Origin of the sequence: Motilibacter rhizosphaerae, assembly GCF_004216915.1 — a bacterium.
In the GTDB taxonomy this organism is placed as follows: domain Bacteria; phylum Actinomycetota; class Actinomycetes; order Motilibacterales; family Motilibacteraceae; genus Motilibacter; species Motilibacter rhizosphaerae.
On the sequence record NZ_SGXD01000001.1, the window covers coordinates 252,764 to 275,443 of the forward strand.

The following is a 22,680-nucleotide window of genomic DNA, read 5'->3' on the forward strand; positions in this document are numbered from 1 at the left end:
ATGGACGAGGAGGGCCGGCACGTACGGTGGCGCCATGGCCGTGCGCGCACCTGAGCTGACCGGACGTTCGTGGCTCGGCACCGGCGGACGGGCGCTCTCCCTGCAGGACCTGCGCGGACGCTTCGTGCTGCTGGACTTCTGGACCTTCTGCTGCATCAACTGCCTGCACGTCCTCGACGAGCTGCGCCCGCTGGAGGAGGCGTACGCCGACGCCCTCGTCGTCGTCGGCGTGCACTCGCCGAAGTTCCGGCACGAGGCCGACCCCGAGGCCCTCGCCCAGGCCGTCGAGCGCTACGGCATCACCCACCCCGTGCTCGACGACGCGGCGCTGACGACCTGGCGCAGCTACGCCGTCCGCGCCTGGCCGACGCTCGTGCTCGTCGACCCGGAGGGCTACGTCGTCGCGCAGCTGGCCGGCGAGGGGCACGCGCTGGCCCTCGGCCGCATCCTCGAGGAGCAGGTGCCGCTGCACGAGGCGGGGGGCACGCTGCGGCGCGGCTCCGGCCCGTACGTCCCGGCGGAGGCGCCCGCGACCGAGCTGCGCTTCCCCGGCAAGCTGCTCGCCCTGCCGGGTGGCGACCTGCTCGTCTCCGACTCGGCCCGGCACTCCCTCGTGCGCCTCTCGCCCGAGCTCGAGGTGCTGCAGCGCCTCGGGAGCGGTGTGCGCGGACGCAGGGACTCCGCCTCGACGACCGTGCCGGAGTTCGCGGAGCCGCAGGGGCTCTGCCTGCTGCCACCGGACGTCGCCGCCGAGGTGGGCTACGACGTCGTCGTGGCCGACACCGCCAACCACCTGCTGCGCGGGCTCCGGCTCGCCGACGGCAGGGTCACCACGGTCGCGGGGACCGGGAGGCAGTGGATGCCCGCACCCGACGGGAGCACCGCGCACGACCTGTCGTCCCCCTGGGACGTGGCCTGGTGGGACGACCGGGTCTGGGTCGCGATGGCCGGGATCCACCAGCTGTGGACCTTCGACCCGCGCACGGGCGAGGCGGTCGCTGCGGCAGGGACGCGCAACGAGGGCCTGGTCGACGGGCCGGCCGGGCGGGCGTGGTTCGCCCAGCCGTCGGGGCTGGCGGCGGCGGGCGACGCGCTGCTCGTCGCGGACAGCGAGACGTCCGCCGTGCGGCGCGTCGTGCGGACACCCGAGGGGTACGCAGTCGAGACCCTCGTGGGACAGGGGCTGTTCGACTTCGGCCACGTGGACGGACCCGCGGCCGAGGCGCTCCTGCAGCACCCGCTCGGCGTCGCCGCGGACGGCGACGGCGTGCTGGTGGCCGACACGTACAACGGCGCGGTGCGGCGGTGGGACTCCCGCAGCGGCAGCGTCTCGACGGTCCTCGACGGGCTCGCCGAGCCCTCCGACGTCCTGCCGCTCGGCGACGGCACGGCGCTGATCGTCGAGTCCTCCGCGCACCGGGTGGTGCGGAGGTCCCTCAGCAGCAGCACGTCCGTCACCGGCGAGCGGTCGCGCACCCAGCGCCCGCCGACGGACCTTGCTCCCGGCGAGGTGCGCCTCGACGTGGTCTTCGCCCCTCCGCCCGGGCAGCACCTCGACGAGCGGTGGGGTCCGTCGACGCGGCTGCACGTCTCCTCGACGCCCGAAGCGCTGCTGCGCAGCGGGTCCGGCCGTGGCGCGGAGCTGAGCCGGGTGCTCGACCTCGACCCGTCCGTCGGCGACGGCGTGCTCCACATCGCGGCGACCGCGGCGTCCTGCGACGACGAGGGCGGCGAGTCGGCCGCCTGCCACGTGACGCAGCAGGACTGGGGTGTCCCCGTGCGCGTCACCGCCGGCGCCGCCGACGTCCTGCGCCTCCCGCTGCTCGGCTGAGGCTCAGCCGCTCGACCGCACAGCACCAGGCCGCGCGGGCCGCGCCCTCGTGGGGCGCGGCCGGCACGGCCTGGGGAGGGACGCTGGACTAGTAGCGGCCGTCGCCGTAGACGCGGCGCTCCTCGACCACCGGGCGGTCGTCGACGACGACGCGGTCGGCCGGACGGGCCACCTCGACGACATCGCGGGCTGGGTAGCGGCGGCGCGGCGCGAACAGCGCGATCTCGAGCACGAGGCCGAGCACGCCGGCCGCGACGAGGATCCACCCGACGACCTGGATGTCGAGGCCGCTGACCGTCGCCTCGACGGCGAGCGCCAGGATGAGCCCTGCGGCGATGAGCAGGACGCTGATGCCGATACCCATGACGGGTCCTCTCCGTTCGGTGCGCGGTGACGCGATCACCCCCTGGCGTACCCCGGCAGGCCCGCCGCCACACGGGACCCCTCGACCTCCACCCTTCCGGTCGACGCCATGACGGACGTCACGGGACAGTCGTGACATCCCGTCCGGGGCCGGCCGCCCCCGCCGCACGACGCTGGTCCTGTCGCGCTCCCCACCCGGGGAGCCCCCTCCGGAAGGACCCGCCGTGGACCCGCGCACCGCCCTGCTCGTCGCCGCCCTCGTCGTCCTCGTCGTCGTGCGCGTCGTCCGCCGCCAGCTCGCGGTCTCCACGGTCGAGCCGCTGCGCGAGGGCGCGCGGCCCGGCGTCGTGCTCGCCGTCGTCGGCGTCGCGGTGCTGCCGCACGCCGCGCTGGACGGGACGACCGCGGAAGCCGCGCTCGCCCTCGGCGCCGTGCTCGGGGTCCTGGCGGGCGTCGCCCGCGGCGCGCTCGCGCCGCTGTGGCACGAGGCCGGGGCGTGGTGGACGCGCGGCACCGGCGCCACCCTCGCGGTCTGGGCCGCCGTGATCGCCGTGCGCGTCGCCACGGGCCTGCTCGTCACGCACCGTCCGCCCGCCGCCGGCGAGGTTCTGCTCTTCGTCGGCACCAGCCTCGCCGCTCAGGCCGCCGTGCTCGCCCGCCGGGCCTCCGCCGCCCCGCTCGTCGCAGCCGCGGCGTAGGGGCCTGCTCCCGGACGCGCCTTCGGACCGGCGACACGCGCCGAGGGGAGCAGGACCGCGCGGGCGGGACCGCACCCGCTCCCCTCGGCCCCGTCCTGCTGCCCGCGCGCGTCGCACACCGGGGAGGGACGGGCGGTCGGGAGCACCGGCCCAGCGGACGTACGCCGCTCAGCCGCCCAGCGGCACCAGGCACCACACGGCCTTGCCCCCCGGCGTCGGCCGCGTCCCCCAGTGCGAGGCGAGCAGCGACACCAGCTGCATGCCGCGACCGTGCTCGTCCTCCGTCGTCGGGCGCAGCAGGCGGGGGTAGTACGCGGCGGAGTCCCGCACCTCGAGCACGACGTGCGACGGCGTGCGGCGCAGGCGCAGCTGGACCGGCGGCTGCCCGTGGACGATGGCGTTGGTGACGAGCTCGCTGGTGAGCAGGACGACGTCGGCAGTGGTGCCGGCGCCGACCCCCCAGCCGGAGAGCTGGCGCGCGGCGAACGAGCGGGCCGTGGACACCGCGGTGTCGGCGGGCTCGACGTGCAGGGCGGCGACGGGGGTGGCGTCCGCGGCGGCGCTGACCCGCGCGAGCAGCAGCGCCACGTCGTCGTCCGGGCCGTCGGGGAGCATCGCGTGCACCACGAGCTCGGGGAGGCCGTCGACGGTCCCACGACCGCGTACGGCCTCGGCGAGCACCGCGGTCAGCCGGGAGATCCCGTCGTCGAGGTCGCTGTCGCGGTGCTCGACCAGCCCGTCGGTGTAGAGCAGCAGCCGGGCGTCGGCCGGGACCGCGAGCCGCTGCTCCCTCATCCCGGGGCGACCCGCTCCGAGCGGCGGCCCGTTGACCCCGGGCAGCTGCTGGACCTCCCCGCCGGGCAGCACGAGGAGCGGCGGCAGGTGCCCGGCGTTGGCGTAGACCAGCGACTGCTCGCCCGGGTCGTAGACCGCGTAGACGCAGGTGACGATCTGGTCCTCGCCGAGGTCGCGGACGACGCCGTCGAGCAGCTCGAGCAGGTCCGCCGGCGGCAGGTCCAGGCGCGCGTAGGCCCGGATGGCGGTCCGCAGCTGCCCCATGACGGCGGCGGCGCGCACCCCGCGGCCCATGACGTCGCCGAGGACGAGCGCCGTGCGGCCGGCGCCGAGCTCGATGACGTCGTACCAGTCGCCGCCGACCTGCGTGCCCTCGACGCCCGCGCGGTAGTAGGTCGCGACCTCGAGGTGGTCGGGCTCGAAGGAGCGGGCGGGCAGCAGGCTGGCCTGCAGCTCGTCGGCGATGCGGTGCTCGCGGGCCGCGGCCTCCTGGGCGGCGGCGGCAGCGGCCCGCGCCTGCTCGGCAGCGGCCCGGCGCACCGAGTCGAGCTCGAGGTTGGCGCGCACGCGGGCGAGCAGCTCGGGCGCGGCGAACGGCTTGACGAGGTAGTCGTCGGCGCCCGCGTCGAGCCCCTCGACCGTGGCCTCCTCGCCCGCCCGCGCGGAGAGCAGCACGACCGGGACGTCGGCGGTGCGCTCGTCGGCGCGCAGGGCGGCGAGCAGCCCGAAGCCGTCGAGCCGCGGCATCATGACGTCGCTCAGCACGAGGTCCGGCGGCGACTCCAGCGCCAGAGCGAGGCCGGCCTCGCCGTCCGCGGCCCACTCCACGGCGTAGTCGTGCTGGAGCAGCCCGACGACGTAGTCGCGCATGTCGGCGTTGTCCTCGACGACGAGCACCCGGGAGCCCGGGCGGCCCGCGGCGTCGGCTCCCGAGCGCCGGCTCTGCCAGCGCCCCGCCTCGGCGACGTACGCAGTGGCCCGCTCCGCCGCGGCGCGCGCCGCGGAGGGCTGCTCGGCGACCAGCGCCGCCGGGAGGTGCGCGCTGCCGTACGGGAGCCGGACCGTGAACGCGCTGCCCCTGCCCGGCTCGCTGTCGAGCCCGACGCTGCCACCGTGCAGGGCCACGAGCTCGCCGACGAGCGCGAGGCCGATGCCGGAGCCCTCGTGGGTGCGCGCGGCGACCCCCTCGACGCGGGCGAAGCGCTCGAACACCCGCTGCTGGTCGGCACGGGCGATGCCGATGCCCGTGTCGCTGACGACGAGCTCCACGGCGTCCCCGGCGGGCCGGACGGTGACGGTGATGCTGCCCTCGGCGGTGAACTTGAGCGCGTTGGAGAGCAGGTTGAGCACGACCTTGGCCCACAGCTCGCGGTCGAGCCACACCGGCTGGTCCGCGGGGGTGCAGTCGACGACCAGCTCCAGCCCGGCGCGCGCCACGGCGTCGGCGAACGCCTCGGCGAGCTCGCGCGTCTCGGCCGCGAGGTCGACCGGCTCGAAGCGCGCAGACAGCCGCCCCGACTCGAGCCGGGAGAAGTCGAGCAGGTCGTTGACCAGCGTGAGCAGGCGCAGCCCGTTGCGCGAGATGAGCTCCATCCGCGAGCGCTGCTCGGCGTTGAGCGCGTGGTCCCTGTCGCGCAGCGCGTCCTGCGCCGGCCCGAGCAGCAGCGTGAGCGGCGTCCGGAACTCGTGGCTGACGTTGGTGAAGAACGCGGTCTTGGCCCGGTCGATCTCGGCGAGCCGCTCGGCGCGGTGCCGCTCCGCCTCGTACGCCGCGGCGCGCGACAGCCCGGCAGCCACCTGGCCGGCCACGAGGTCGACGAAGGCCGTGTAGCGCTCCTCGACGGGGCGCACGGGGTTGAGGCCGGCGACGAGGAAGCCGACCGCCGTGCCGTCGGCCTCGCGGAAGGGGACGCAGCGAGCGGCGCGCGACGGCTCGTCCCAGGCGCCGGAGGGCAGGTCGGGCACGAGGTCGTCCAGCCCCTCGACGGTGACCGCCCGGCCGCCGCGCACCGCGTCGAGCGGCCAGAGCTCGTGCGAGGCGAGCAGCGGGGAGCCGGCCGGCACGCCGCTGCTGCCGGCGAGCCGCGGCACGCCGTCCTCGAGCAGCCACAGCAGGCTGAAGGGGAGCGAGCGCTGGTCGCGCTCGAGGCTCGCGGCCGCGGCGGCCGCCACCTCGTCCTGCGTGCGGACCCCGGTCAGCGCGGCACCGAGGTCGCTCAGCGTGCGCAGGTGCCGCTCGCCGATGACGCGGTCGGTGTCCTCGGTGACCACGCAGAGCATGCCGGCGACGCGGTCCTCGTCGTCCCACAGCGGGCTGTAGGAGAACGTGTGGTAGCTCTCCTCGCGGAACCCGCTGCGCTGGAGGAAGAGCAGCAGCGCCTCGTCCCACGTCGCGTCGCCGGTCTGGAGGACGTGCTCGATGCGCGGCCCGATGTCGGGCCAGATCTCCGACCACACCTCGCGCGCCGGGCGGCCGAGCGCCCACGGGTACTTCTGCCCGAGGGTGTCGCGGCGGTAGGCGTCGTTGCAGAAGAACGTGAGCTCCGGGCCCCACGCCATCCACATCGAGAAGCGGGAGTGCAGCACCGTGCGCACGACCGAGACGAGCTCGCGGGGCCACTTCTCCGGAGGACCGAGCGGCGTCGCCTCCCAGTCGACCTCGCCGAGGTGGCGGCCAACCGCTCCGCTGCTGCGGAGGAAGGGCAGGTCGGTCACGCGGTCATCCTGTCAGGGTTCGTGCAGGGCCACGACTCGCCGCAGCACGGCTGCCGAGTCGGTGGTGACGCCGGTGACGCCCGCCGCGAGGACGCGGTCGCACTCCTCGAGGTCGTTCACGGTCCAGGCGACCTGGAGCTCCAGCAGCTCGCCGAGCTCCCGGACCAGGTCCGCGGTGACGTGCGCGGACGCGAGCGAGGCGCCGTACGCCGTCCCGTCGCCGATCCGCCCGCCACCGGCGACCGCCGTGCGCAGCGCGGCCACCTCGCGCGCATCGCCCGCGGAGAGCAGCACCCGCACGCCGGGCGGGCCGGCGAGCTCGGCGAGCGAGGGCCAGTGCCGGCCGCAGACGAGCACCTCGCGGCGCGCTGCCGCCAGCAGCGGGGCGACCGCGCGCGCGAGCCGCACGTCCTCGCCCTTGAGGTCGACCATCACCCGGTGCTCCCCGGGCAGGGCGTCGACCGCCTCGAGCACCTGCTCGAGCACGAGCTGCGCGCCCCAGCCGCGGCGTACGCGGCCCTCGTCCCAGAGCAGCGGGAGCGGCCCGATCCGGGAGGCGTGGCGCACCTCCACCCGGCCGCGGGGCCCGGGCTGCACGTCGAGCTCGAGCACGTCCGCGCCGGCGGCGACCGCCGCGCGCACCGCCGCGAGCGAGTTGCCGCCCCGGTGCGCCACGGCGAGCGGCCGGCGGGTGCCGCTCAGGGCGCGCCGGTCCCGCCGCCCGCCGCGGGCTCCGAGGGCACGAGGCGGTAGCCCGCGCCGCGCACCGTCTGCAGGTCCTGGCGCCCGAAGGGCCGGTCGACCTTCTCCCGCAGGTAGCGGACGTAGACGTCGACGACGTTGGAGTCGCCGTCGTAGGCGAAGTCCCACACCCGCTCGATGAGCTCCTGGCGGCTCAGCACCTGGCCCGCGTTGGCCATGAACTCCCGCAGCAGCGCGAACTCCTTGGCCGTCAGCTCGATGCCGGCGTCACCGCGGCGCACCTCCCGGCTGCCGGGGTCGAGGACGAGGTCGCCGACGGTGAGCACCGTCGGGCGCTCCTTCGCCTCGCGCCGCGTCACCGCGCGGAGCCGCGCCTGCAGCTCGGGCAGGGCGAAGGGCTTGGTCAGGTAGTCGTCCGCGCCGGCGTCGAGGCCCGCGACGCGGTCGTCGACGGACTGGCGGCCGGTGAGCATGAGCACGGGCATCCAGCGGCCCTCGTCGCGCAGCTGGCGGCAGACCGAGAACCCGTCCCGGTCGGGCAGCTGGCCGTCGAGGACCACGGCGTCGTACGCGTGCTCCCGCGCCATCCAGAGGCCCTCGTCCCCGGTCCCCGCCACGTCCACGGCCCAGCCCTGCCGCGTGAGGGCCGAGCGCAGCAGCGCGCTCACGTCCGTGTCGTCCTCGACCACCAGCACCCGCATGGGGTGAAGGATACGGACACCGACCACTGGTGACGCGCCGTCACCCGCACGGAGCAGCGCGTGCCGGGGGTCCTGCTCATGTCCACCCCCGCGCGGGCCGATCAGGGGGGCGCAGCGAGGGCTGCGCAGGAGCAGGGAGGGGACACCATGGCGCGCGTCCTGGTGGTCGACGACGACGACGACATCCGCGGGCTGGTCTCGATGCGGCTCAAGGCCGCCGGGCACCGCGTCGTCGCGGTCGGCGACGGCAACGAGGCGCTCGCCCTCGTCGAGGAGCGCGGCATGCCCGAGGTGGCCGTGCTCGACGTCAGCATGCCCGGGATGGACGGCTTCGAGCTGCTCCAGGCCCTGCGCGAGCTCGGCGGCGAGGACGTGCGCTGCGTGTTCCTCAGCGCCCGCGTGCAGGAGGCCGACGTGGCCCGCGGCCGCGAGGTCGGCGCGACGTACCTCACGAAGCCGTTCGTCGCCTCGGCGCTCATCAACGCGGTCGAGCGCTCCGGCGGCGCGGCCGAGGACAGCTGGTAGGCCGCTCCAGAGCGCAGCAGCACGACCCTCGAGCGAACGGGGGCACCCCGTGGGCTTCCCAGCCCCACCGGGTGCCCCCGTTCGCTGCTGCGGGAGGCTCCAGGCGGTCGTCCGCGGCTCGCGAGCCCGCTCAGCGCTGCGGCAGCGTGAAGGCGAGGGTGGCCCCGCCGCCCGGCGTCTCCTCGGCCCAGATCGTGCCGCCGTGGCGCTCCACGATGCGCTGGCAGGTCGCGAGCCCGATGCCGAACCCGCCCGGCGTCCGGCCGCCCGGCCGTCCCGAGCCCGCGGCCGTGGCGAACATGCCGAAGACGCGCTGGCGGTCGTCCGCGGGGATGCCCCGGCCGTTGTCGGCGACGCGGAAGGTCCACCCGGCCGGCGTGCGCTCGGCGGTGACCGCGATGCGGCACGCGCCCTCCGGCCGCCGGTAGCGCAGCGCGTTGGCGACGAGGTTCTGGAGCAGCTGGCGCAGCAGCGTGGCATCGGCGTACGCGGTGGGGAGCTCCCCGGCGACGACCTCGGCCCCCGCCTCGCTCACGGCCAGCTCGAGGTCGCCGAGCACGTCGGCGAGGACCGCGCCGCAGTCGACCTGGCCGCGCCGCCCGGCGCCGCTGCCGGAGCCGGCCGAGGCGTACGACAGCAGGGCGGCGATGAGCCCCTGCATCCGCGAGACCCCGCGCCGGGCGGTCTGCACCCACGACAGGGCGTCCTCGTCGAGCTCGCCGCCGCGCAGGTCCTCGAGCAGCTCGAGGTAGCCCGAGACCGTGGTGAGCGGACTGCCGAGGTCGTGGCTCGCGACCGCGGCGAACTCCGCGAGCTCGCGGTTGCTGCGCTCGAGCTCGGCGCGCCGCGCCTGCAGCTCCTCCGCCAGCTCGTAGGTCCGGCGGGCCTGGCGGCGCCGCTCGAAGAGCGCCAGCACGAGGGCGGCGCAGTCCTCCAGGCGCAGCAGCTGGTCCGCACTCAGCGCCTTCACCGCGGAGTCGAACACGCACAGCGTCCCGAGGACGTGGCCCTGCGGGGTCACGAGGGGCACGGAGGCGTAGAACCGCACGTCGGCGAGGAGCCCGGTGACCCACGGGTTGTCGCGGTAGTCCGGGTGCTGCGAGGCGTCAAACACGTGCACGGTCCGGCCCTCGAGGAACTTCAGCGCGCACATGGAGTCCGAGCGCGGCGAGTCCGTGCCGGCGAAGCCGACCGTCGTCAGCTGGCACTGGCGGTTCTCGTCGATGAGGTTGATCGTCGCGGTGGGGACGCCGGCGACGCTCGCCGCGACGCGGACGGCCGCCTCGAGCTCGTCATCGGCGGGCTGGTCGAGCAGCTCGTACTCGTGCAGCGCCTCCAGGCGCCGGAGCTCGAGGTCGTCCCTCGTGCTCGTGCTGGGGCTCGCTGCGCCGGCCTCGGTCACGGTCCGACCTCCTCGTCGCCCCCGTCCGCGCCACCGGTCCCGCCGCTCGAGCGCGCGGGGACCGGCAGGCGCACCTCCACGTGCGTCCCGCTGCCGAGGGCCGAGCGCAGGGAGATCGCGCCGCCGTGCGCCTCGACGACCTCGCGGGCGACGGAGAGCCCGATGCCGCTGCCCTGGACGGCCTGCGCCTCGGCGTACCGCCCGCGGACGAAGCGGGAGAACACCGACTCCTGCTCCTCGGCGGGGATGCCGACGCCCGTGTCGCTGACGGAGAGGCAGACGTCGCTGCCCTCCATCCGGACGGTCACGTCGACCGACCCGCCCTCGCCGGTGAACTTCACGGCGTTGCTCAGCAGGTTGTCGACGACGCGCTCGAGAAGGGCCCGGTCGCCGGGGACGCGGGGCACGGGCTGCAGGCGCAAGCGCACGGCGACGCCCTTCGCGCGGGCGGACACCGTGTGCTCCTCGGCGACGGTGCCGGTCAGGCCGGACAGGTCGACGGGCACGAGCAGGCTGCTCCCCGTGCCCTCCTCGAAGCGGCTCAGCACGACGAGGTTGTCGATGAGGCGCTTGAGCCGGTACGTGTTGCGGTGGACCGCGGCGAGGGCCTGCTGGTGCAGCTCGTCGAGGCTCTCGCGGTCGTCCACGAGCAGCTCGAGGTAGCCGAGCATGCTCGTCAGCGGCGTGCGGAACTCGTGGGAGACGGTCGTCACGACGTCGCTCTTGGCCTGGTCGAGCTGGCGCAGCTGCTCGACCAGCTCCTCCTGGCGGCGCAGGTCCGCGCGGAGCAGCCGCTCGACCTCGTGACGGTGGCCGACGTCGCGGATGAAGGCGCTGACCTCGCGGGCGTCGCCCTCGCCCGTGCTCCAGAGGACGAGCTCGACGTCGAGCTCGTGGCCGTCGCGGTGCCGCACGGGGACCTCGACCGGCCGGTCGAGCATCGTGCCGACGCCCGTGTCGCGGAAGCGGGCGAACCCGCGCTGGTGGCCCTCGCGCGCCTCCTCGGGCACGAGCACCCCGGCGAAGTCGCGGCCGATCATCTCGGCGCGGGTCCAGCCGAGCAGGTCCTCCGCACGCCGGTTCCACTCCGTGACGCGGCCCTGCATGTCGCTGGAGAGGAAGGCGTCGCCCGCGGAGTCGAGCAGGCGGCGCAGCCGCTCCTCGCGGTGGGCCAGCTCCTCCGTCCCGCGCTGGCGCTCGACCGCGCGCCCGAGGACGACGCCGACCTGCGTGAGCAGGCGGAGCAGCGGCTCGTCGACGGTGCGCACGCCCGCGTCGAGGAACTCGATGACGCCGACGACGGTGTCACCGGCGACGACGGGGAAGGCGAAGCCGGCCCGCAGCCCCGCGTCCACAGCCGCGCCCGCGCGCGGCACGAAGCCGCGGGCCAGGTCGTCGACCCACGCGGCGCGCCCGCTGGCGAGCACGGTGCCGGGGAGGCCGTCGCCGGGGGTGAAGACGAGCTCGCTCGTGCGGCGGGCGAAGGCGGCGAGCCCGGGCTGGTCGGCGTGGACGCCCGCGACGACGCGCAGCGCCTTGTCCTCGCGCAGGTACGCGGTGGCGAGCGGCGCCCCCACGAACGCGCAGAGCAGCTCGAGCGCGTCGTGCAGCGTGTCGGACATGCCGCGGACGTCGTTGGCGAGCGCGGCCACCTCGGCGAGGACGTCGGCGGCCCGCTCGCGGCGGGACGCCTCGAGCAGCACCTCGGTGTGGCGGGCGAGGACCTCGAGCTGCAGGGCGACCTGCGCGCGGTCCAGCGCGTCGGCGGGGGCGGCGGCCCAGAGCCGGCCCGTCCCCTCCGGCGAGGAGACGGGCACGGAGACGCGCTCGACGCCCTCGGCGGGGAGGGTGCCGTGCACCGGCAGCTCGCCCCGGCCCGGGAGCTCGAGGCCGGAGGCGCCCGTCAGCGCCGCGGCCAGGCGGACGACGTCGTCCAGCGGTGCGTCGCGCACGCAGGGACCCCCGTCCGGCTCGGAGCGCTCGAGGGGCGCCGACCGCCCCCCTTGCCCTTCGGCAGCGGGAGCGCGCGCCTGAGCCCCTGAACGGGACGAGCATGCTCCTTCCGGGCGTACGGCACACCAGCCGGGCGCCCCGCCGGCACCGGTCGGCAGCGTCAGCCGGTGCCGACGAGCAGGCGGCGCCACCAGGAGACCGGCTCCACGTGCCAGGCGGCGCTGCCCCCGGGCTGGAGGCAGACCGAGCACGGGTAGGCGCGGTGGGCCCTGCTGCGCGGGTGGGCGAGCTCCGCCTGGCGTGCGGCGATGACCGCGCCCGAGCGGCTGTAGCGGGTGCCGCCCCGGCGGCAGGTCGGCGCGGGCGGGGCGCTGGGAGTCGCCCGGTCGGCCCGGGCGGGCGTCGAGGTGCGCGTCATGCGCGGGACCGTAGCGACGGTGCCTGGGAGCGGACTGGGTGCTTCCTGGACGTCGGCTGAGAAGTGCGTCAGGCCAGGACGCGCTCCCGCTCCTCCGGCACGTACGGCTCGTCGGCCGGCTCGACCGACAGGTGCGGCAGGCGGCGGTCCAGCCACGCGGGGAGGTACCAGTTGGACGTGCCGAACAGGTGCATGACCGCCGGGACGAGCACGGTGCGGATGACGAACGCGTCGATGAGCACGGCGGAGGCGAGGCCGACGCCGAACTCGGCGATGACGCGCTGCCCGCCGAACACGAACGACACGAACACGCAGATCATGATCGTCGCGGCTGCGGTGATGACACGGCCGGTGGTCGCCTGGCCCATGGTGACGGCGCGGGCGTTGTCCCGCGTGTGCACCCACTCCTCGTGCATGCGGCTGACGAGGAACACCTGGTAGTCCATCGAGAGCCCGAACAGCAGCGACAGCATGATGACCGGCAGGAACGCCTCGACCGGACCGGAGCCTCCGAGACCGAGGGCGTCGGAGCCCCAGCCCCACTGGAAGAACGCCACGACGACACCGAAGGATGCCGCTGCTCCCAGCAGGTTCATGACCGCTGCGGTCGCTGGCACGAGCAGGCTGCGGAAGGCCACGAGCAGCAGCAGGAAGCCGAGCCCGACGATGACACCGACGAACAGCGGCAGCTTGCCGGTGAGCACACCGGCGAAGTCGTCGAAGATCGCGGTCACGCCGCCGACGTAGACCTTGGCGCTCGTCCCCTCGACCGCTGCCGGGATGACATGGTGGCGCAGCCGCGAGATGAGCTGGCTCGTCGCCTCGGCCTGTGGCGCGGACGTCGGCACCACCGAGATGATCTCGGTCGTGGCACCGGGCTTCGAGGGCAGCAGCGCCGCGGCCGCGACGCCCTTCTCGGTGGTCAGCTGCTTCGCGAGGGAGGCGACCGCCTGGCGGTCCTGGTCGGTCCGCACCTGCGCGACGAGCTGGAGCGGGCCGTTGGAGCCCGGGCCGAAGCCCTCGGCCAGCAGGTCGTACGCCTTGCGCGTCGTCGTCCCCGAGGGGTCGTTCCCGGCGTCGGAGCTGCCGAGGCGCAGCGAGGCGAACGGCACGATCAGCACGGCCATGACGAGGACGGCGAGCAGGGCGAGCGGCGCGGGCCGGCGCTGCACGCGGTCGGCCCAGCGGCGCCAGGCACCCGTCGAGCCCTCCGGGTGCGGACCCTCCGCCGCGAGGCGCCGCCGCTCGCGGCGCGACAGCACGCGCGTCCCGAGGAAGCCGAGCAGCGCCGGCAGCAGGGTGACGGAGGCCAGGACGGTGAAGAGCACCGCGACCGCGGCCCCGATGCCCATGCCGTTGAGGAAGCTGACGCCCAGCACGAGCAGGCCGAGCAGGGCGATGCAGACGGTGGCGCCGGCGAAGAGCACCGCGCGCCCCGAGGTGTCGAGCGCCCGGACCACCGACTCCTCGACGGGGATGCCCTCCTTGAGCCCGTTGCGGTGCCGGGTCACGATGAACAGCGCGTAGTCGATGCCGACGCCGAGCCCGATGAGCGCGGCGAGCGTGGGCGCGATCGTGCCGATGGTGACCACGTGCGACGCGAGCCCGACGACCATGAGGCCGACGCCGAGGGCGACGACTGCGGTGAGCAGCGGCAGGAACATCGCGAACAGCGAGCCGAAGGCCACGAACAGCACGACCGCGGCGGCGAGCACGCCGATGGCCTCCGTGCTCGAGGTCGGCTGCTGGTTGAGCTGCTGCACCGCGTTGCCGCCGAGCTCGACCTGGAGGCCGCTGCCGCGAACCGACTGCGCGATGTCGACGACCTGGCGCACATCGTCCAGCGGCAGGTCCGGCACCTGCTGGGCGAAGTCCACCGTCGCATACGCGGTGCGCCCGTCCCGGCTCACCTGCGCCGCGCCCTGCTCCGAGTACGGGCTGGTGACGGACGCGACGCCGTCGCTCGTGGCGACGCGGTCGAGCATGGCGGTGGCCCGCTCGCGCACCCCTGGATCCGTCACCTTCCCGGACGCGACGTGGAGGACGATCGTGTCGGACTCGCCGGCCTGCGCGGGGAGGCTGGCCTGCAGCAGGTCCAGCGCCTTGGTCGACTCGGTGCCGGGCAGGCTGAAGCTGTCGTTGTACGCGGTGCCGACCGTCTTGCTCAGCACGCCGAGCACGACGAGCGCGAGCACCCACGCCGACGCGACGACGAAGCGGTGCCGGTAGCACCAGCGGGCGAGGGGAGCCACGGGACCTCCACGTGCAGCGGGAGCTCCGCGCCGGGCGGCGGGAGCGGGTGCTGCGGCGCTGCAGCGGGACGAGCGGGTCTGGCGGTCGAGCGGGTCTGGCGGTCTAGCGGGTGTCGCGGTCGAGCAGTCCCTGCGCCAGCAGGTCGCACGCCTCGGTGACGACGGAGAGGAGCGGTTCTGAGCGGCGTGCCGCGTGCCAGTGCAGGACAGCGGTCGGCAGCGCGGCCATGAACGCCGCCGCGAGCAGCGCGGGCGCGAGGTCCGTGGGCTGCGCGCCGGTGCGGCGGGCGAGCTCGGCCACCACGCGGTCCTGGACGGCGACGAACGACGCCAGCTGCTCGCTGACGAGCCCCGGGACCTCGGCGGCGAGCAGCACCGCCTCCACCCACTCGGGGTCCGGGTCCGGGGTGCCGGGCTGGAGCACGGCCTCGCCGAAGGCCCCGAGCAGCGCCGCCCGGAGGGGCTCGCCCGCGGGCCGCGCGCGGAGGGCCTCGACGAAGCGCTCGGCCCGCTCGGGCAGCGGCGCGAGGACCGCCTGCTCCTTGCTCGCGAAGTAGTTGTGGAAGGTCCGCGCCGACACCCCCGCAGCCTCGGCGACCTCCTCGACGGTGAGGAGGACGGCGCCGCGCTCGCGGACGAGGCGCTGGGCAGCCGCGGTGATCGCCGCCCGCGTGGCCGCCTTCTTCTGCTCGCGCAGGCCCAGGAGGCCGGTGGCAGCAGGTGGGAGCACCCGAGGAGCGTCGCAGAGATCTTGCAGAGCCTGCAACTTTCCTGAGCGCCCGCTGAGCACCGGCTGATGGCGCACTGAGAGGACCCCGACGTTGTGGGGCTCATTGGGGGTTATCACGCGAACCAGCCCCACGACGTCGGGAGCGGGGCTGGCTACGGTGGACCGCATGCGCATCCCCACCGCTGCGATCACGGCAGGCTCCCTCGTCGGCGGCTGGCAGGCGGCGCGGCAGACCGGCGTACGGCCGCTCGGCGGCGTCGTGCTGGCCGCGGGCGGGGTGCTCGCCGGGCGGGAGTGGGCGCGCACGGTCGGCCCGGTGGCGACCGGCGCGCTGGTGGCGACCTACGTCGGGGCGTTCGGCCTCTCGCACCCGCTCGCGAAGCGCATCGGCGCCTGGCCCTCGGTGCTGGTCGTCGCCGGCATCACCGCCGGAGCGTCGTACGCGGTCGCGGACCGCCGCGCCGCCTGACGCTGCGCTGACCCCCTGCCGCCGTGTCGGGCACCGCGCTCACCGAGCTGTTCCGCGGGATCGACCTCACCGGCGTGCTCGCGAACGCCGTGCTCGGCGGCGTCATGGCGCGCGAGGAGCGGTTCGACCCCATCGGGTTCGCCGCGCTCGCCAGCCTGTCCGGGCTCGGCGGCGGGATCATCCGCGACACCCTCCTGCAGCACGGCACGCCGGTCGCGCTGACGGACTACGCCTACGTCCTCACGGCGCTGTGCGGCGCGGCGGTCGCGTACGTCGTGCGCGTGCGGGGTCGGCTCTGGGACATCGGCTTCCCCGTGCTCGACGCACTCGCCCTCGGCTGCTGGGCCGCGACCGGCGCCTCGAAGACACTGGGCGCCGGTCTCGGCTGGCTCCCCGCGGTGCTCCTCGGCACGATCACCGCGGTCGGGGGTGGGGCGCTGCGCGACGTCGTGCTGCGCCGCGTCCCGACGATCTTCGGCGACAACACGCTGTACGCGACGCCGGCCGTGCTCACCGCGGCGGTGATGACGTGGTTCTTCTACGGCGGCCACCCGTCGCTGGGCCTCGTCGTCGCGACGCTGCTCGGGGCGGGGCTGACGCTGCTGGCCCGGTGGCAGAGGTGGAGCCTGCCGCACGCGAAGGACCCGCGCGCGAAGTGACGGGGCGTCCGCAGGACGGGAGCGGCGCTGGGAGCGGGTGACGGGAATCGAACCCGCACTGTCAGCTTGGGAAGCTGATGTTCTGCCATTGAACTACACCCGCCGGCCGCCGGCGCAGGCCGGCGGACCGCGGCCATGCTAGCCCATCGCGTGAGCCGACCGGAGCACGAGCGGGCTCAGCTCGTGACGTCCTTGCGGAGGAAGCGCCACCAGGCGAGGGCGAGGAGGACCGCGGCGTACGCGATGCTGACGAACGCCCCGCGCACCATGCTGCCGGTCTGCGCGGTCTCCGACAGCAGCCCGAGGAACGCGACCGAGTAGTGCGTCGGCAGGCCCGCGCGCAGGTCCCCGAGCGCGCTGATCTGGTCGAGGATGTTCGACAGGATCGTGATGAGCACGGCGCCGCCGACCGCGCCGAGCGGGGCGTCGGTGCAGACCGAGAGCAGGAAGGCGAGCGCGCCGATGCTGAGCAGGCTCACCAGGACGTACGCGACGACGCCGAGCAGCCGGACCAGCCCCACGCCGGCGGGCAGCTGACCGCCCGCGGGCAGCGAGAGCGGGTGCCAGCCGTAGCGGGCGGTGCCGACGACGAGCGCGACGGTGAGCAGCAGGGCGGCGGTCGCGACCGACCAGACGAGCGCGGCGACGAGCTTGACGCCGAGCAGGCGGGCGCGCGGGACGGGCGCGGCGAGCAGGTAGCGCAGCGAGCCCCAGCTCGCCTCGCTCGCCACCGTGTCGCCGCAGAACAGCGCCACCGCCACGACGAGCAGGAACCCCGAGGCGACGAACAGGGCGAAGAAGGCGAAGTCCGTCCCGGACGACGTCGCGAGCCGGGCGAGCTGGGCGAACTGGTCCGCCGCGCTGTCGCTCGGTCGGCCGCCGAGCTCGAGCGCGGCCATGAGCAGGACCGGCAGCAGCCCGAGCAGGCCGAGGGTGAGCTGGGTGCGCCGCCGCCCGGCCTGCCGGACGAACTCGGTGCGCAGCGTGAGCGACCTCACCGGTCCCCGCTCCCCCGGGTGTCGCCGCCGACGAGCGCGAGGAACGCGTCCTCGAGCCGGCGGCGCGGCTGCACGCGGCGCACGCCGACGCCGGCCTCGACCAGCGCCGCCACGACCAGCGCCACAGGGCGGCCCGCCGTCTCGACCACCAGCTCGTCCTCCTCGTCGCTCCAGACCAGCCCCAGCCCGTCGAGCACCTGCCCGGCCCGCGCGCCGTCGTCGACGTCGAGCAGGACGGTCGGCGAGTCGCCGACGAGCTCCTCGACCGTCCCGGAGGCCACGACCTCGCCGCGGTTCATCACGACGACGTCGGTGCACATCTGCTCCACCTCCGCCAGCAGGTGGCTCGACACGAGGACGGCGCGGCCCTCCCGCGCGTAGTCGCGCAGCACCTGGCGCATGGCCGCGATCTGCGGCGGGTCGAGCCCGTCCGTCGGCTCGTCGAGGACGAGCAGCTCGGGCAGCCCGAGCATGGCCTGCGCGATCGCGAGGCGCTGGCGCATGCCGTGGGAGTACTTGCCCGTCCGCCGCTCGACCGCGGCGCCGAGGCCGGCGATGGCCAGCGCCTCCTCCATCCGGGCCTCCGCGGCGGGACGGCCGGTGGAGCGCCAGTAGAGCTCGAGGTTGCGCCGTCCCGACAGGTGCGGCAGGAAGCCCGGGCCCTCGACCAGCGCACCCACCCGCTCGAGGACCGGCGCGCCCGGCACCAGCCGCTGGCCGAAGACCAGCACCTCGCCGCGCGTCGGCCGGGTCAGCCCCATGAGCATGCGCAGCGTGGTCGTCTTGCCGGCGCCGTTGGGCCCGAGCAGCCCCACCACCCGCTCGCGGGGGACCGCGAAGTCGACGCGCGCGGCCGCGACGAAGCCGTCGGCGTACTCCTTGCGCAGCCCGCGGACCACGAGCGGCACGTCGCTGGCGGCCTCGTCGACCGGGCGCGCCGCGAGCCGCTGCCGGCGCCGGGCGAGCAGCACGGCGAGGGCGACGGCCAGCGCGAGGGCAGCGACGAGGACGAGCAGGGCGATCCGCCAGCCCCGGCCTCCGGCCGGCAGCGCGTGCGCGTCCACGGTCGGCAGGGCGACCGGCCCGTCGACCGCGACCGTGTAGGTGCGCGGGTCGGTCGGGCCGAGGTGCGCCTGGTCGGAGGTGGCGATGGTGAGCCGCAGGCGGTGCCCCGCCGCGAACCGGTACGCGACGGCCGGCAGCCGCACCTGCACCGGCCGCGCGTCGGCGAGCGAGCGCGGCAGGCCGGTGAGGCGCACGGGCGCGACCAGGCCCTGCGGCAGGACCGCCCGGCCGTTGACCTTCGAGGGGTCCACGTCGTACAGCGCGAGGTAGAGCACCGCGTCACCCGTCGGCGAGGCGACGCGCACGCGAACGGTCGGCGCGCCGACCGCGGTCACCGAGCGGGCGAGCGGCGCGGACTCGACGTCAGCGTGCTGGCCGGGCACCGCGAGCGTGAAGCTGCCGGTGAACGCGCCGAGCCCGCCGGCGAGCGGGAGGCTGGTGATCGCCGACGGCGTGCCGCGCGGCGGGCTGGCGATCTGCGCGCTCCTCGTGGGCAGGGCGACGTCCACCCGGCCGGTGCCGTCGGTGCCCGGGTCCCCGGCCACGGCGTACGCGGTGGAGGCGTTGCCGCTCGCGGCGGTCTCGTCGATGCCGCTGACCCTCGAGAACGTGAAGCCCGTGGACGGCGTCGGACCCTCGCCGCGCAGGTAGTGGTCGAGCCACCGGTCGGTGAGGCTGGTCACGCGCTCCTGGTCGTCGCGGGTCCCGTCGCCGGCGTCGTGGCCGCCCGTGAACCAGAAGACCTGCACCGGCGTACCGGTCGCGGCGATCTCCCGCGCGTTGGCCGCACCCTCGTCCAGCGGGAAGAGGCTGTCGCCCTCGCCCTGGATGACGAGCGTCGGGGCGGTGATGCGGGAGGTGACCGTGCGCGGGCTGCTCCGCGCGAGGATCGCGTCGGTCGCCGCGGTGGCCCGGCCAGTGACGGCGAGCTCCTGGTACGCCGCGCAGACGTCGGCGGCGAAGCGGCCGCACCCCGGGCTCCCGGCCGGCGTGCCGCTGGGGAGGACCGGGCTGGGCGTCGGGGTCGAGCCCGTGGTCAGCCCCGAGGTCAGGTCGCCCGACCCGGCGCCGAACAGCAGCCCCGCCCACTGCGACTTGAAGACGCCCGGCGCCGCGCCGTCCGCGTGGTTCGGCAGGAGCGCGCGGCCGAGGTCGTTCCACGTGATCGACGGGACGATCGCGTCGATCCGGTGGTCGGTCCCGGCCGCGAGCAGGGAGACGGCACCGCCGTAGGACCCGCCGACGACCGCGACGACGGGGTCGCCGCCGCGCTTCGCGATGTCCGGGCGCGCCGCCAGCCGGTCGATGAGCCGGGAGACGTCCTTCGCCTCCCAGTCGATGCTGTCGAGGTGGATCTGGCCGCCGGACCGGCCGAAGCCCTCGGCGGTCCAGGTCAGCACGGCGTAGCCCCGCCGCACGAGGTGCCGGGCGTCGCCGGACTCGCTGAGCTTCGTGCCGCCGAAGCCGTGCGCGAGCAGCACCGCCGGGACGGGGGAGGCGGCCGAAGCGCCGTCCGGCAGGTAGAGCCGAGTGTCGAGGTCGACCGGCGTGCGCCCGTCCGGGCCGGTCAGCACGCGGACGGTCGCGTCCTGGGTGCGGTAGCCCGGGCCGCGGTGCCCGACGAGCACGAGGACGGCCGCGACCACGACGACCAGCACCAGGGCAGCGGCGAGCCACCGTCGTCGCCCGCGCAGCAGCCCCATGGCCCGACACGCTACGGGCCGCCACCGACACGGCAAGCGGGCGCTCAGCGCGCTCTCAACCGCTCAGCGCCGCACGTCAGCGGGTCCGTCGTGGAGCGGGAGGCCGGCGCGTACCCAGGCCTCGACGCCGCCGGCGAGGTCCGTCGCCCGGTGCAGGCCCATCGCCCGGAGGGTCGCGGCGGCCACGGACGAGCTGTAGCCCTGTCGGCAGACGACGACGACCTGGAGGTCCCAGTCGGCCTCCGGGATGCAGACCCCGCTCGAGGGGTCGAGCCGCCACTCCAGCACCGTGCGGTCGATGACGACGGCGCCGGGCAGCTCGCCCTGCTCGCGGCGCTGCGTCTCCGTACGGGTGTCGACGAGCAGCGCACCCGCCTGCTGGGCGGCGCGGGCCTGCTCCGGCGTCAACCGCTCCAGGCCCGTACGCGCCGCCGCCAGCAGCGCGTCGACGCCCCGGCAGTCCACGCGCTCGATGGCGGCAGCGGTCTCCAGCACGCCTCGCAGTCTGCCCCCGGCGAAACCTCCTGGCCTCCCGGGCCCGCGGCCGCTAGCGTCCGGCCATGAGCGACGCCCGCGTGCCGACGTACCACCTGGCCCAGGTCAACATCGGGCGCACGCTTGCCCCGCTCACCTCCGAGCAGCTCGCGGGGTTCGTGGAGCTGCTCGAGCCGGTCAACGCGCTCGCCGACGCGTCCCCGGGGTTCGTCTGGCGGCTGCAGGGCGAGGCGGGCGACGCGACGGAGTTCAAGCTCCGCGGCGACGAGCTGCTCATCGTCAACATGAGCGTGTGGGAGTCGCTGGACGAGCTCGGCGACTTCGTCTTCCGCACCATGCACGCCGAGGTGATGCGCCGGCGGCGCGAGTGGTTCGAGCGGCTGCGCGAGGTCTACACCTGCCTGTGGTGGGTGCCCGAGGGGCACGTGCCGACGGTCGCGGAGGCCGAGGAGCGGCTCGCCGAGCTGGCCGCGGACGGCCCGTCTCCGGTCGCCTTCACGTTCCAGCGGCCGTTCCCCGCACCGGGGGTCGCTCTGCCAGCGCAGCGCTCCGACGACTGGCTCTGCCTGGTCTGAGGGCTCGACCACCGAGGAGGGGCGCGTGGACCGCAGCGGCTGGCAGGGCGTGCGCGACGAGGCCGAGCTCCGCGCCGTCGTCGGTGAGCCGGTCCCCCGCGTGGCGGAGAAGGTCCGGCGCTCGCTGCACCCGATCGACAGGGCGTGGCTGGCCGCCTCCCCGCTGTGCCTGCTCGCCACGACCGCGGCCGACGGCTCGGTCGACGTGAGCCCCAAGGGCGACCCGCCGGGCGTCGCGCACGTGCTGGACGAGCGGACCCTCGTGCTGCCCGACCGGCCCGGCAACAAGCGGGTCGACGGCTTCCGCAACGTCCTGCAGGACCCGAACGTGGGCATGATCTTCGTCATCCCCGGCCGCGGTGACTCGCTGCGCGTCAACGGCCGCGCGGAGCTCCTCCGCGACGCGCCGTTCTTCGACGACCTCGTCGTGCGCGGCAACCGCCCGGCGCTCGCCCTCGTCGTCCACGTGGACGAGGTGTTCTACCACTGCTCCAAGGCCTTCCTGCGGTCCCGTACGTGGGAGCCCGGGTCCTGGCAGCCGGGAGCGGCACCGAGCAGACCCGTCATCGCGAAGGCGCTGGAGCGGCCCGACACCCCGCTCGCCGAGCTCGAGGCCTACTACGGCCCGACCTACGCCGACCGGCTGTACGGGTGAGCGCGGGGTAGTCGATCACGCAACAGGGGCACCCTCCGGTCCTGACGCCACGACTCCCGGAGGAGACCGCATGAGCGGCCTGCTGCACGACCGCCTGACGAAGGGCGACCGCCTCGAGGTACTGCGCGGGCCTGGTACGCGGGGCTTCCCCCTCGTCCGCCACCGCGACACCTCGCCGCTGCTGCACCGCCACGCCTGGGTGGTCGCGCTCGCCGCCGGGGCGCTGCTCTACCTCATCGTCGAGCGCGCCCTCGTCGACACCGGCAACGTCAACTTCGTCCCGTCGCTGATCCTGCTCGGCGCGCTCGTCGTGCCCGTCGCGTTCGTGACCTTCGTGCACGGCCGGTCCGCGACGTGGTCGGTGTCGCTGCCGGTCCTGCTGGTGGCCGCGGTGTTCGGCGGGGTCGTGGGGACGGTCACGGCCGGCCTGTTCGAGTACGACACGGTCCGCAAGCTCGGCGTCCTGCCGACGCTCGGCATCGGGCTCATCGAGGAGTCCGCGAAGCTCGTGGTGCCGCTGCTGCTGCTCATGCTCGGCACGCGCATCGCCGGCCGCAGCAACGGGCTGATGGTCGGGGTCACGGTCGGCATGGCGTTCGCCGCGCTCGAGACCATGGGCTACGCCTTCACCGCGCTGCTCCAGACGCAGGGCGACCTCGGGGCGGTCGACCAGGTCCTGCTCCTCCGCGGCCTGCTCTCGCCGGCGGGGCACGCAGCATGGACGGGCCTCGCCTGTGCCGCGCTCTACCGGCGTCCCGTCGAGCCGCGCTACTCGCTGTGGCGGTTCGTCGCCACCTTCGCGCTCGTCGTCGTCCTGCACGGCCTGTGGGACAGCAGGTCCGACTGGTGGTGGTACCTCGGCGTCGGCGCCGTCAGCCTCGGCCTGCTGGCGCTCGAGGCCCGGCGCGGGCTGCGCGAGCCGGCGCGTACCTGACGGAACGCGCTTGCCGTCACGGGACTCCTCCGCGTTGGATGG

General features: G+C 75.5%; 20 protein-coding genes and 1 tRNA gene. 8 read left to right on the top strand and 13 right to left on the bottom strand.

Annotated elements, in window-relative coordinates; all coding sequences use genetic code 11:
- Positions 1 to 34: 34 nt before the first annotated feature.
- Positions 35 to 1,831 carry an NHL domain-containing thioredoxin family protein gene (locus EV189_RS01200; protein ID WP_130491131.1) on the top strand — a complete coding sequence of 599 codons (1,797 nt, stop codon included), beginning with the start codon at positions 35 to 37 and terminating at the stop codon, positions 1,829 to 1,831.
- 88 nt (positions 1,832 to 1,919) lie between these two features.
- Here EV189_RS01200 and EV189_RS01205 read toward each other — a convergent pair whose 3' ends face one another.
- Positions 1,920 to 2,195, bottom strand: coding sequence for a DUF6458 family protein (locus EV189_RS01205; RefSeq protein WP_130491132.1), 276 nt, complete (start codon positions 2,193 to 2,195; stop codon positions 1,920 to 1,922).
- A gap of 223 nt (positions 2,196 to 2,418) precedes the next feature.
- On the opposite strand from EV189_RS01205, the gene EV189_RS01210 reads away from it, so the two are divergent.
- Entirely contained in the window at positions 2,419 to 2,892 is a 474-nt protein-coding gene (locus EV189_RS01210) for a hypothetical protein (protein ID WP_130491133.1), read from the top strand.
- 168 nt (positions 2,893 to 3,060) lie between these two features.
- On the opposite strand, the gene EV189_RS19940 is transcribed toward EV189_RS01210, so the two are convergent.
- Genes EV189_RS19940 through EV189_RS01240 form a run of 3 tightly spaced genes read right to left on the bottom strand, consistent with a single transcriptional unit; the run spans position 3,061 to position 7,805 of the window.
- Positions 3,061 to 6,402 (bottom strand): SpoIIE family protein phosphatase, encoded by a 3,342-nt coding sequence (locus EV189_RS19940; protein WP_165400067.1) that lies wholly within the window; start codon positions 6,400 to 6,402, stop codon positions 3,061 to 3,063.
- Between the two features lie 12 nt (positions 6,403 to 6,414).
- On the bottom strand, positions 6,415 to 7,077 hold the full coding sequence (locus EV189_RS01235; RefSeq protein ID WP_130491134.1) for a glycerophosphodiester phosphodiesterase: 663 nt from the start codon (positions 7,075 to 7,077) through the stop codon (positions 6,415 to 6,417).
- A gap of 23 nt (positions 7,078 to 7,100) precedes the next feature.
- Entirely contained in the window at positions 7,101 to 7,805 is a 705-nt protein-coding gene (locus EV189_RS01240; RefSeq protein ID WP_130491135.1) for a response regulator transcription factor, read from the bottom strand.
- Between the two features lie 147 nt (positions 7,806 to 7,952).
- On the opposite strand from EV189_RS01240, the gene EV189_RS01245 reads away from it, so the two are divergent.
- On the top strand, positions 7,953 to 8,330 hold the full coding sequence (locus EV189_RS01245; RefSeq protein ID WP_130491136.1) for a response regulator transcription factor: 378 nt from the start codon (positions 7,953 to 7,955) through the stop codon (positions 8,328 to 8,330).
- A gap of 130 nt (positions 8,331 to 8,460) precedes the next feature.
- Here EV189_RS01245 and EV189_RS01250 read toward each other — a convergent pair whose 3' ends face one another.
- From EV189_RS01250 to EV189_RS01270, 5 genes are all read right to left on the bottom strand, one after another.
- Positions 8,461 to 9,732 (bottom strand): sensor histidine kinase, encoded by a 1,272-nt coding sequence (locus EV189_RS01250; RefSeq protein ID WP_130491137.1) that lies wholly within the window; start codon positions 9,730 to 9,732, stop codon positions 8,461 to 8,463.
- Entirely contained in the window at positions 9,729 to 11,684 is a 1,956-nt protein-coding gene (locus EV189_RS01255) for an ATP-binding protein (protein WP_130491138.1), read from the bottom strand. The genes EV189_RS01250 and EV189_RS01255 overlap by 4 nt, the downstream gene beginning before the upstream one ends.
- 161 nt (positions 11,685 to 11,845) lie before the next feature.
- Positions 11,846 to 12,103, bottom strand: coding sequence for a hypothetical protein (locus EV189_RS01260; protein WP_130491139.1), 258 nt, complete (start codon positions 12,101 to 12,103; stop codon positions 11,846 to 11,848).
- Between the two features lie 68 nt (positions 12,104 to 12,171).
- On the bottom strand, positions 12,172 to 14,355 hold the full coding sequence (locus EV189_RS01265) for an MMPL family transporter (RefSeq protein WP_130491140.1): 2,184 nt from the start codon (positions 14,353 to 14,355) through the stop codon (positions 12,172 to 12,174).
- 103 nt (positions 14,356 to 14,458) lie between these two features.
- Positions 14,459 to 15,085, bottom strand: coding sequence for a TetR/AcrR family transcriptional regulator (locus tag EV189_RS01270; protein WP_165400068.1), 627 nt, complete (start codon positions 15,083 to 15,085; stop codon positions 14,459 to 14,461).
- 166 nt (positions 15,086 to 15,251) lie between these two features.
- Here EV189_RS01270 and EV189_RS01275 point away from each other — a divergent pair, with 166 nt between their 5' ends.
- Both EV189_RS01275 and EV189_RS01280 read left to right on the top strand, forming a co-directional pair.
- Positions 15,252 to 15,554, top strand: a complete 303-nt coding sequence (locus tag EV189_RS01275) for a hypothetical protein (protein ID WP_130491142.1) — start codon at positions 15,252 to 15,254, stop codon at positions 15,552 to 15,554.
- A gap of 23 nt (positions 15,555 to 15,577) precedes the next feature.
- Positions 15,578 to 16,213: a trimeric intracellular cation channel family protein gene (locus EV189_RS01280; RefSeq protein ID WP_130491143.1), complete on the top strand. Its 636-nt coding sequence runs from the start codon at positions 15,578 to 15,580 to the stop codon at positions 16,211 to 16,213.
- 32 nt (positions 16,214 to 16,245) lie between these two features.
- On the opposite strand, the gene EV189_RS01285 is transcribed toward EV189_RS01280, so the two are convergent.
- The 4 genes from EV189_RS01285 to EV189_RS01300 form a co-directional block, all read right to left on the bottom strand.
- Positions 16,246 to 16,316: transfer RNA gene (locus tag EV189_RS01285), tRNA-Gly, on the bottom strand.
- A 73-nt stretch (positions 16,317 to 16,389) separates the two neighbouring features.
- A complete protein-coding gene (locus EV189_RS01290; RefSeq protein ID WP_130491144.1) occupies positions 16,390 to 17,211 on the bottom strand; it encodes an ABC transporter permease in 822 nt (273 codons plus the stop codon).
- Positions 17,208 to 19,979, bottom strand: coding sequence for an alpha/beta fold hydrolase (locus EV189_RS01295; RefSeq protein WP_130491145.1), 2,772 nt, complete (start codon positions 19,977 to 19,979; stop codon positions 17,208 to 17,210). The genes EV189_RS01290 and EV189_RS01295 overlap by 4 nt, the downstream gene beginning before the upstream one ends.
- A 63-nt stretch (positions 19,980 to 20,042) precedes the next feature.
- Positions 20,043 to 20,474 carry a rhodanese-like domain-containing protein gene (locus tag EV189_RS01300; protein ID WP_231115958.1) on the bottom strand — a complete coding sequence of 144 codons (432 nt, stop codon included), beginning with the start codon at positions 20,472 to 20,474 and terminating at the stop codon, positions 20,043 to 20,045.
- Positions 20,475 to 20,539: 65 nt separating this feature from the next.
- Between EV189_RS01300 and EV189_RS01305 the strand changes: the two genes are divergently transcribed.
- From EV189_RS01305 to EV189_RS01315, 3 genes are all read left to right on the top strand, one after another.
- A complete protein-coding gene (locus tag EV189_RS01305; protein WP_130491146.1) occupies positions 20,540 to 21,049 on the top strand; it encodes a DUF3291 domain-containing protein in 510 nt (169 codons plus the stop codon).
- A 25-nt stretch (positions 21,050 to 21,074) separates the two neighbouring features.
- Complete coding sequence (locus tag EV189_RS01310) at positions 21,075 to 21,704, top strand: MSMEG_1061 family FMN-dependent PPOX-type flavoprotein (protein WP_130491147.1); 630 nt, start codon at positions 21,075 to 21,077, stop codon at positions 21,702 to 21,704.
- 70 nt (positions 21,705 to 21,774) lie between these two features.
- Entirely contained in the window at positions 21,775 to 22,638 is an 864-nt protein-coding gene (locus tag EV189_RS01315) for a PrsW family intramembrane metalloprotease (RefSeq protein ID WP_130491148.1), read from the top strand.
- The last annotated feature ends 42 nt before the right edge of the window (positions 22,639 to 22,680 follow it).

Coding starts and splice junctions, on each gene's coding strand:
- EV189_RS01200 (WP_130491131.1), top strand. CDS start 35: ATGGCCGTGCGCGCACCTGAGCTGACCGGACGTTCGTGGCTCGGCACC.
- EV189_RS01205 (WP_130491132.1), bottom strand. CDS start 2,195: ATGGGTATCGGCATCAGCGTCCTGCTCATCGCCGCAGGGCTCATCCTG.
- EV189_RS01240 (WP_130491135.1), bottom strand. CDS start 7,805: ATGCGGGTGCTGGTGGTCGAGGACGACACGGACGTGAGCGCGCTGCTG.
- EV189_RS01245 (WP_130491136.1), top strand. CDS start 7,953: ATGGCGCGCGTCCTGGTGGTCGACGACGACGACGACATCCGCGGGCTG.
- EV189_RS01260 (WP_130491139.1), bottom strand. CDS start 12,103: ATGACGCGCACCTCGACGCCCGCCCGGGCCGACCGGGCGACTCCCAGC.
- EV189_RS01275 (WP_130491142.1), top strand. CDS start 15,252: ATGCGCATCCCCACCGCTGCGATCACGGCAGGCTCCCTCGTCGGCGGC.
- EV189_RS01295 (WP_130491145.1), bottom strand. CDS start 19,979: ATGGGGCTGCTGCGCGGGCGACGACGGTGGCTCGCCGCTGCCCTGGTG.
- EV189_RS01305 (WP_130491146.1), top strand. CDS start 20,540: ATGAGCGACGCCCGCGTGCCGACGTACCACCTGGCCCAGGTCAACATC.
- EV189_RS01315 (WP_130491148.1), top strand. CDS start 21,775: ATGAGCGGCCTGCTGCACGACCGCCTGACGAAGGGCGACCGCCTCGAG.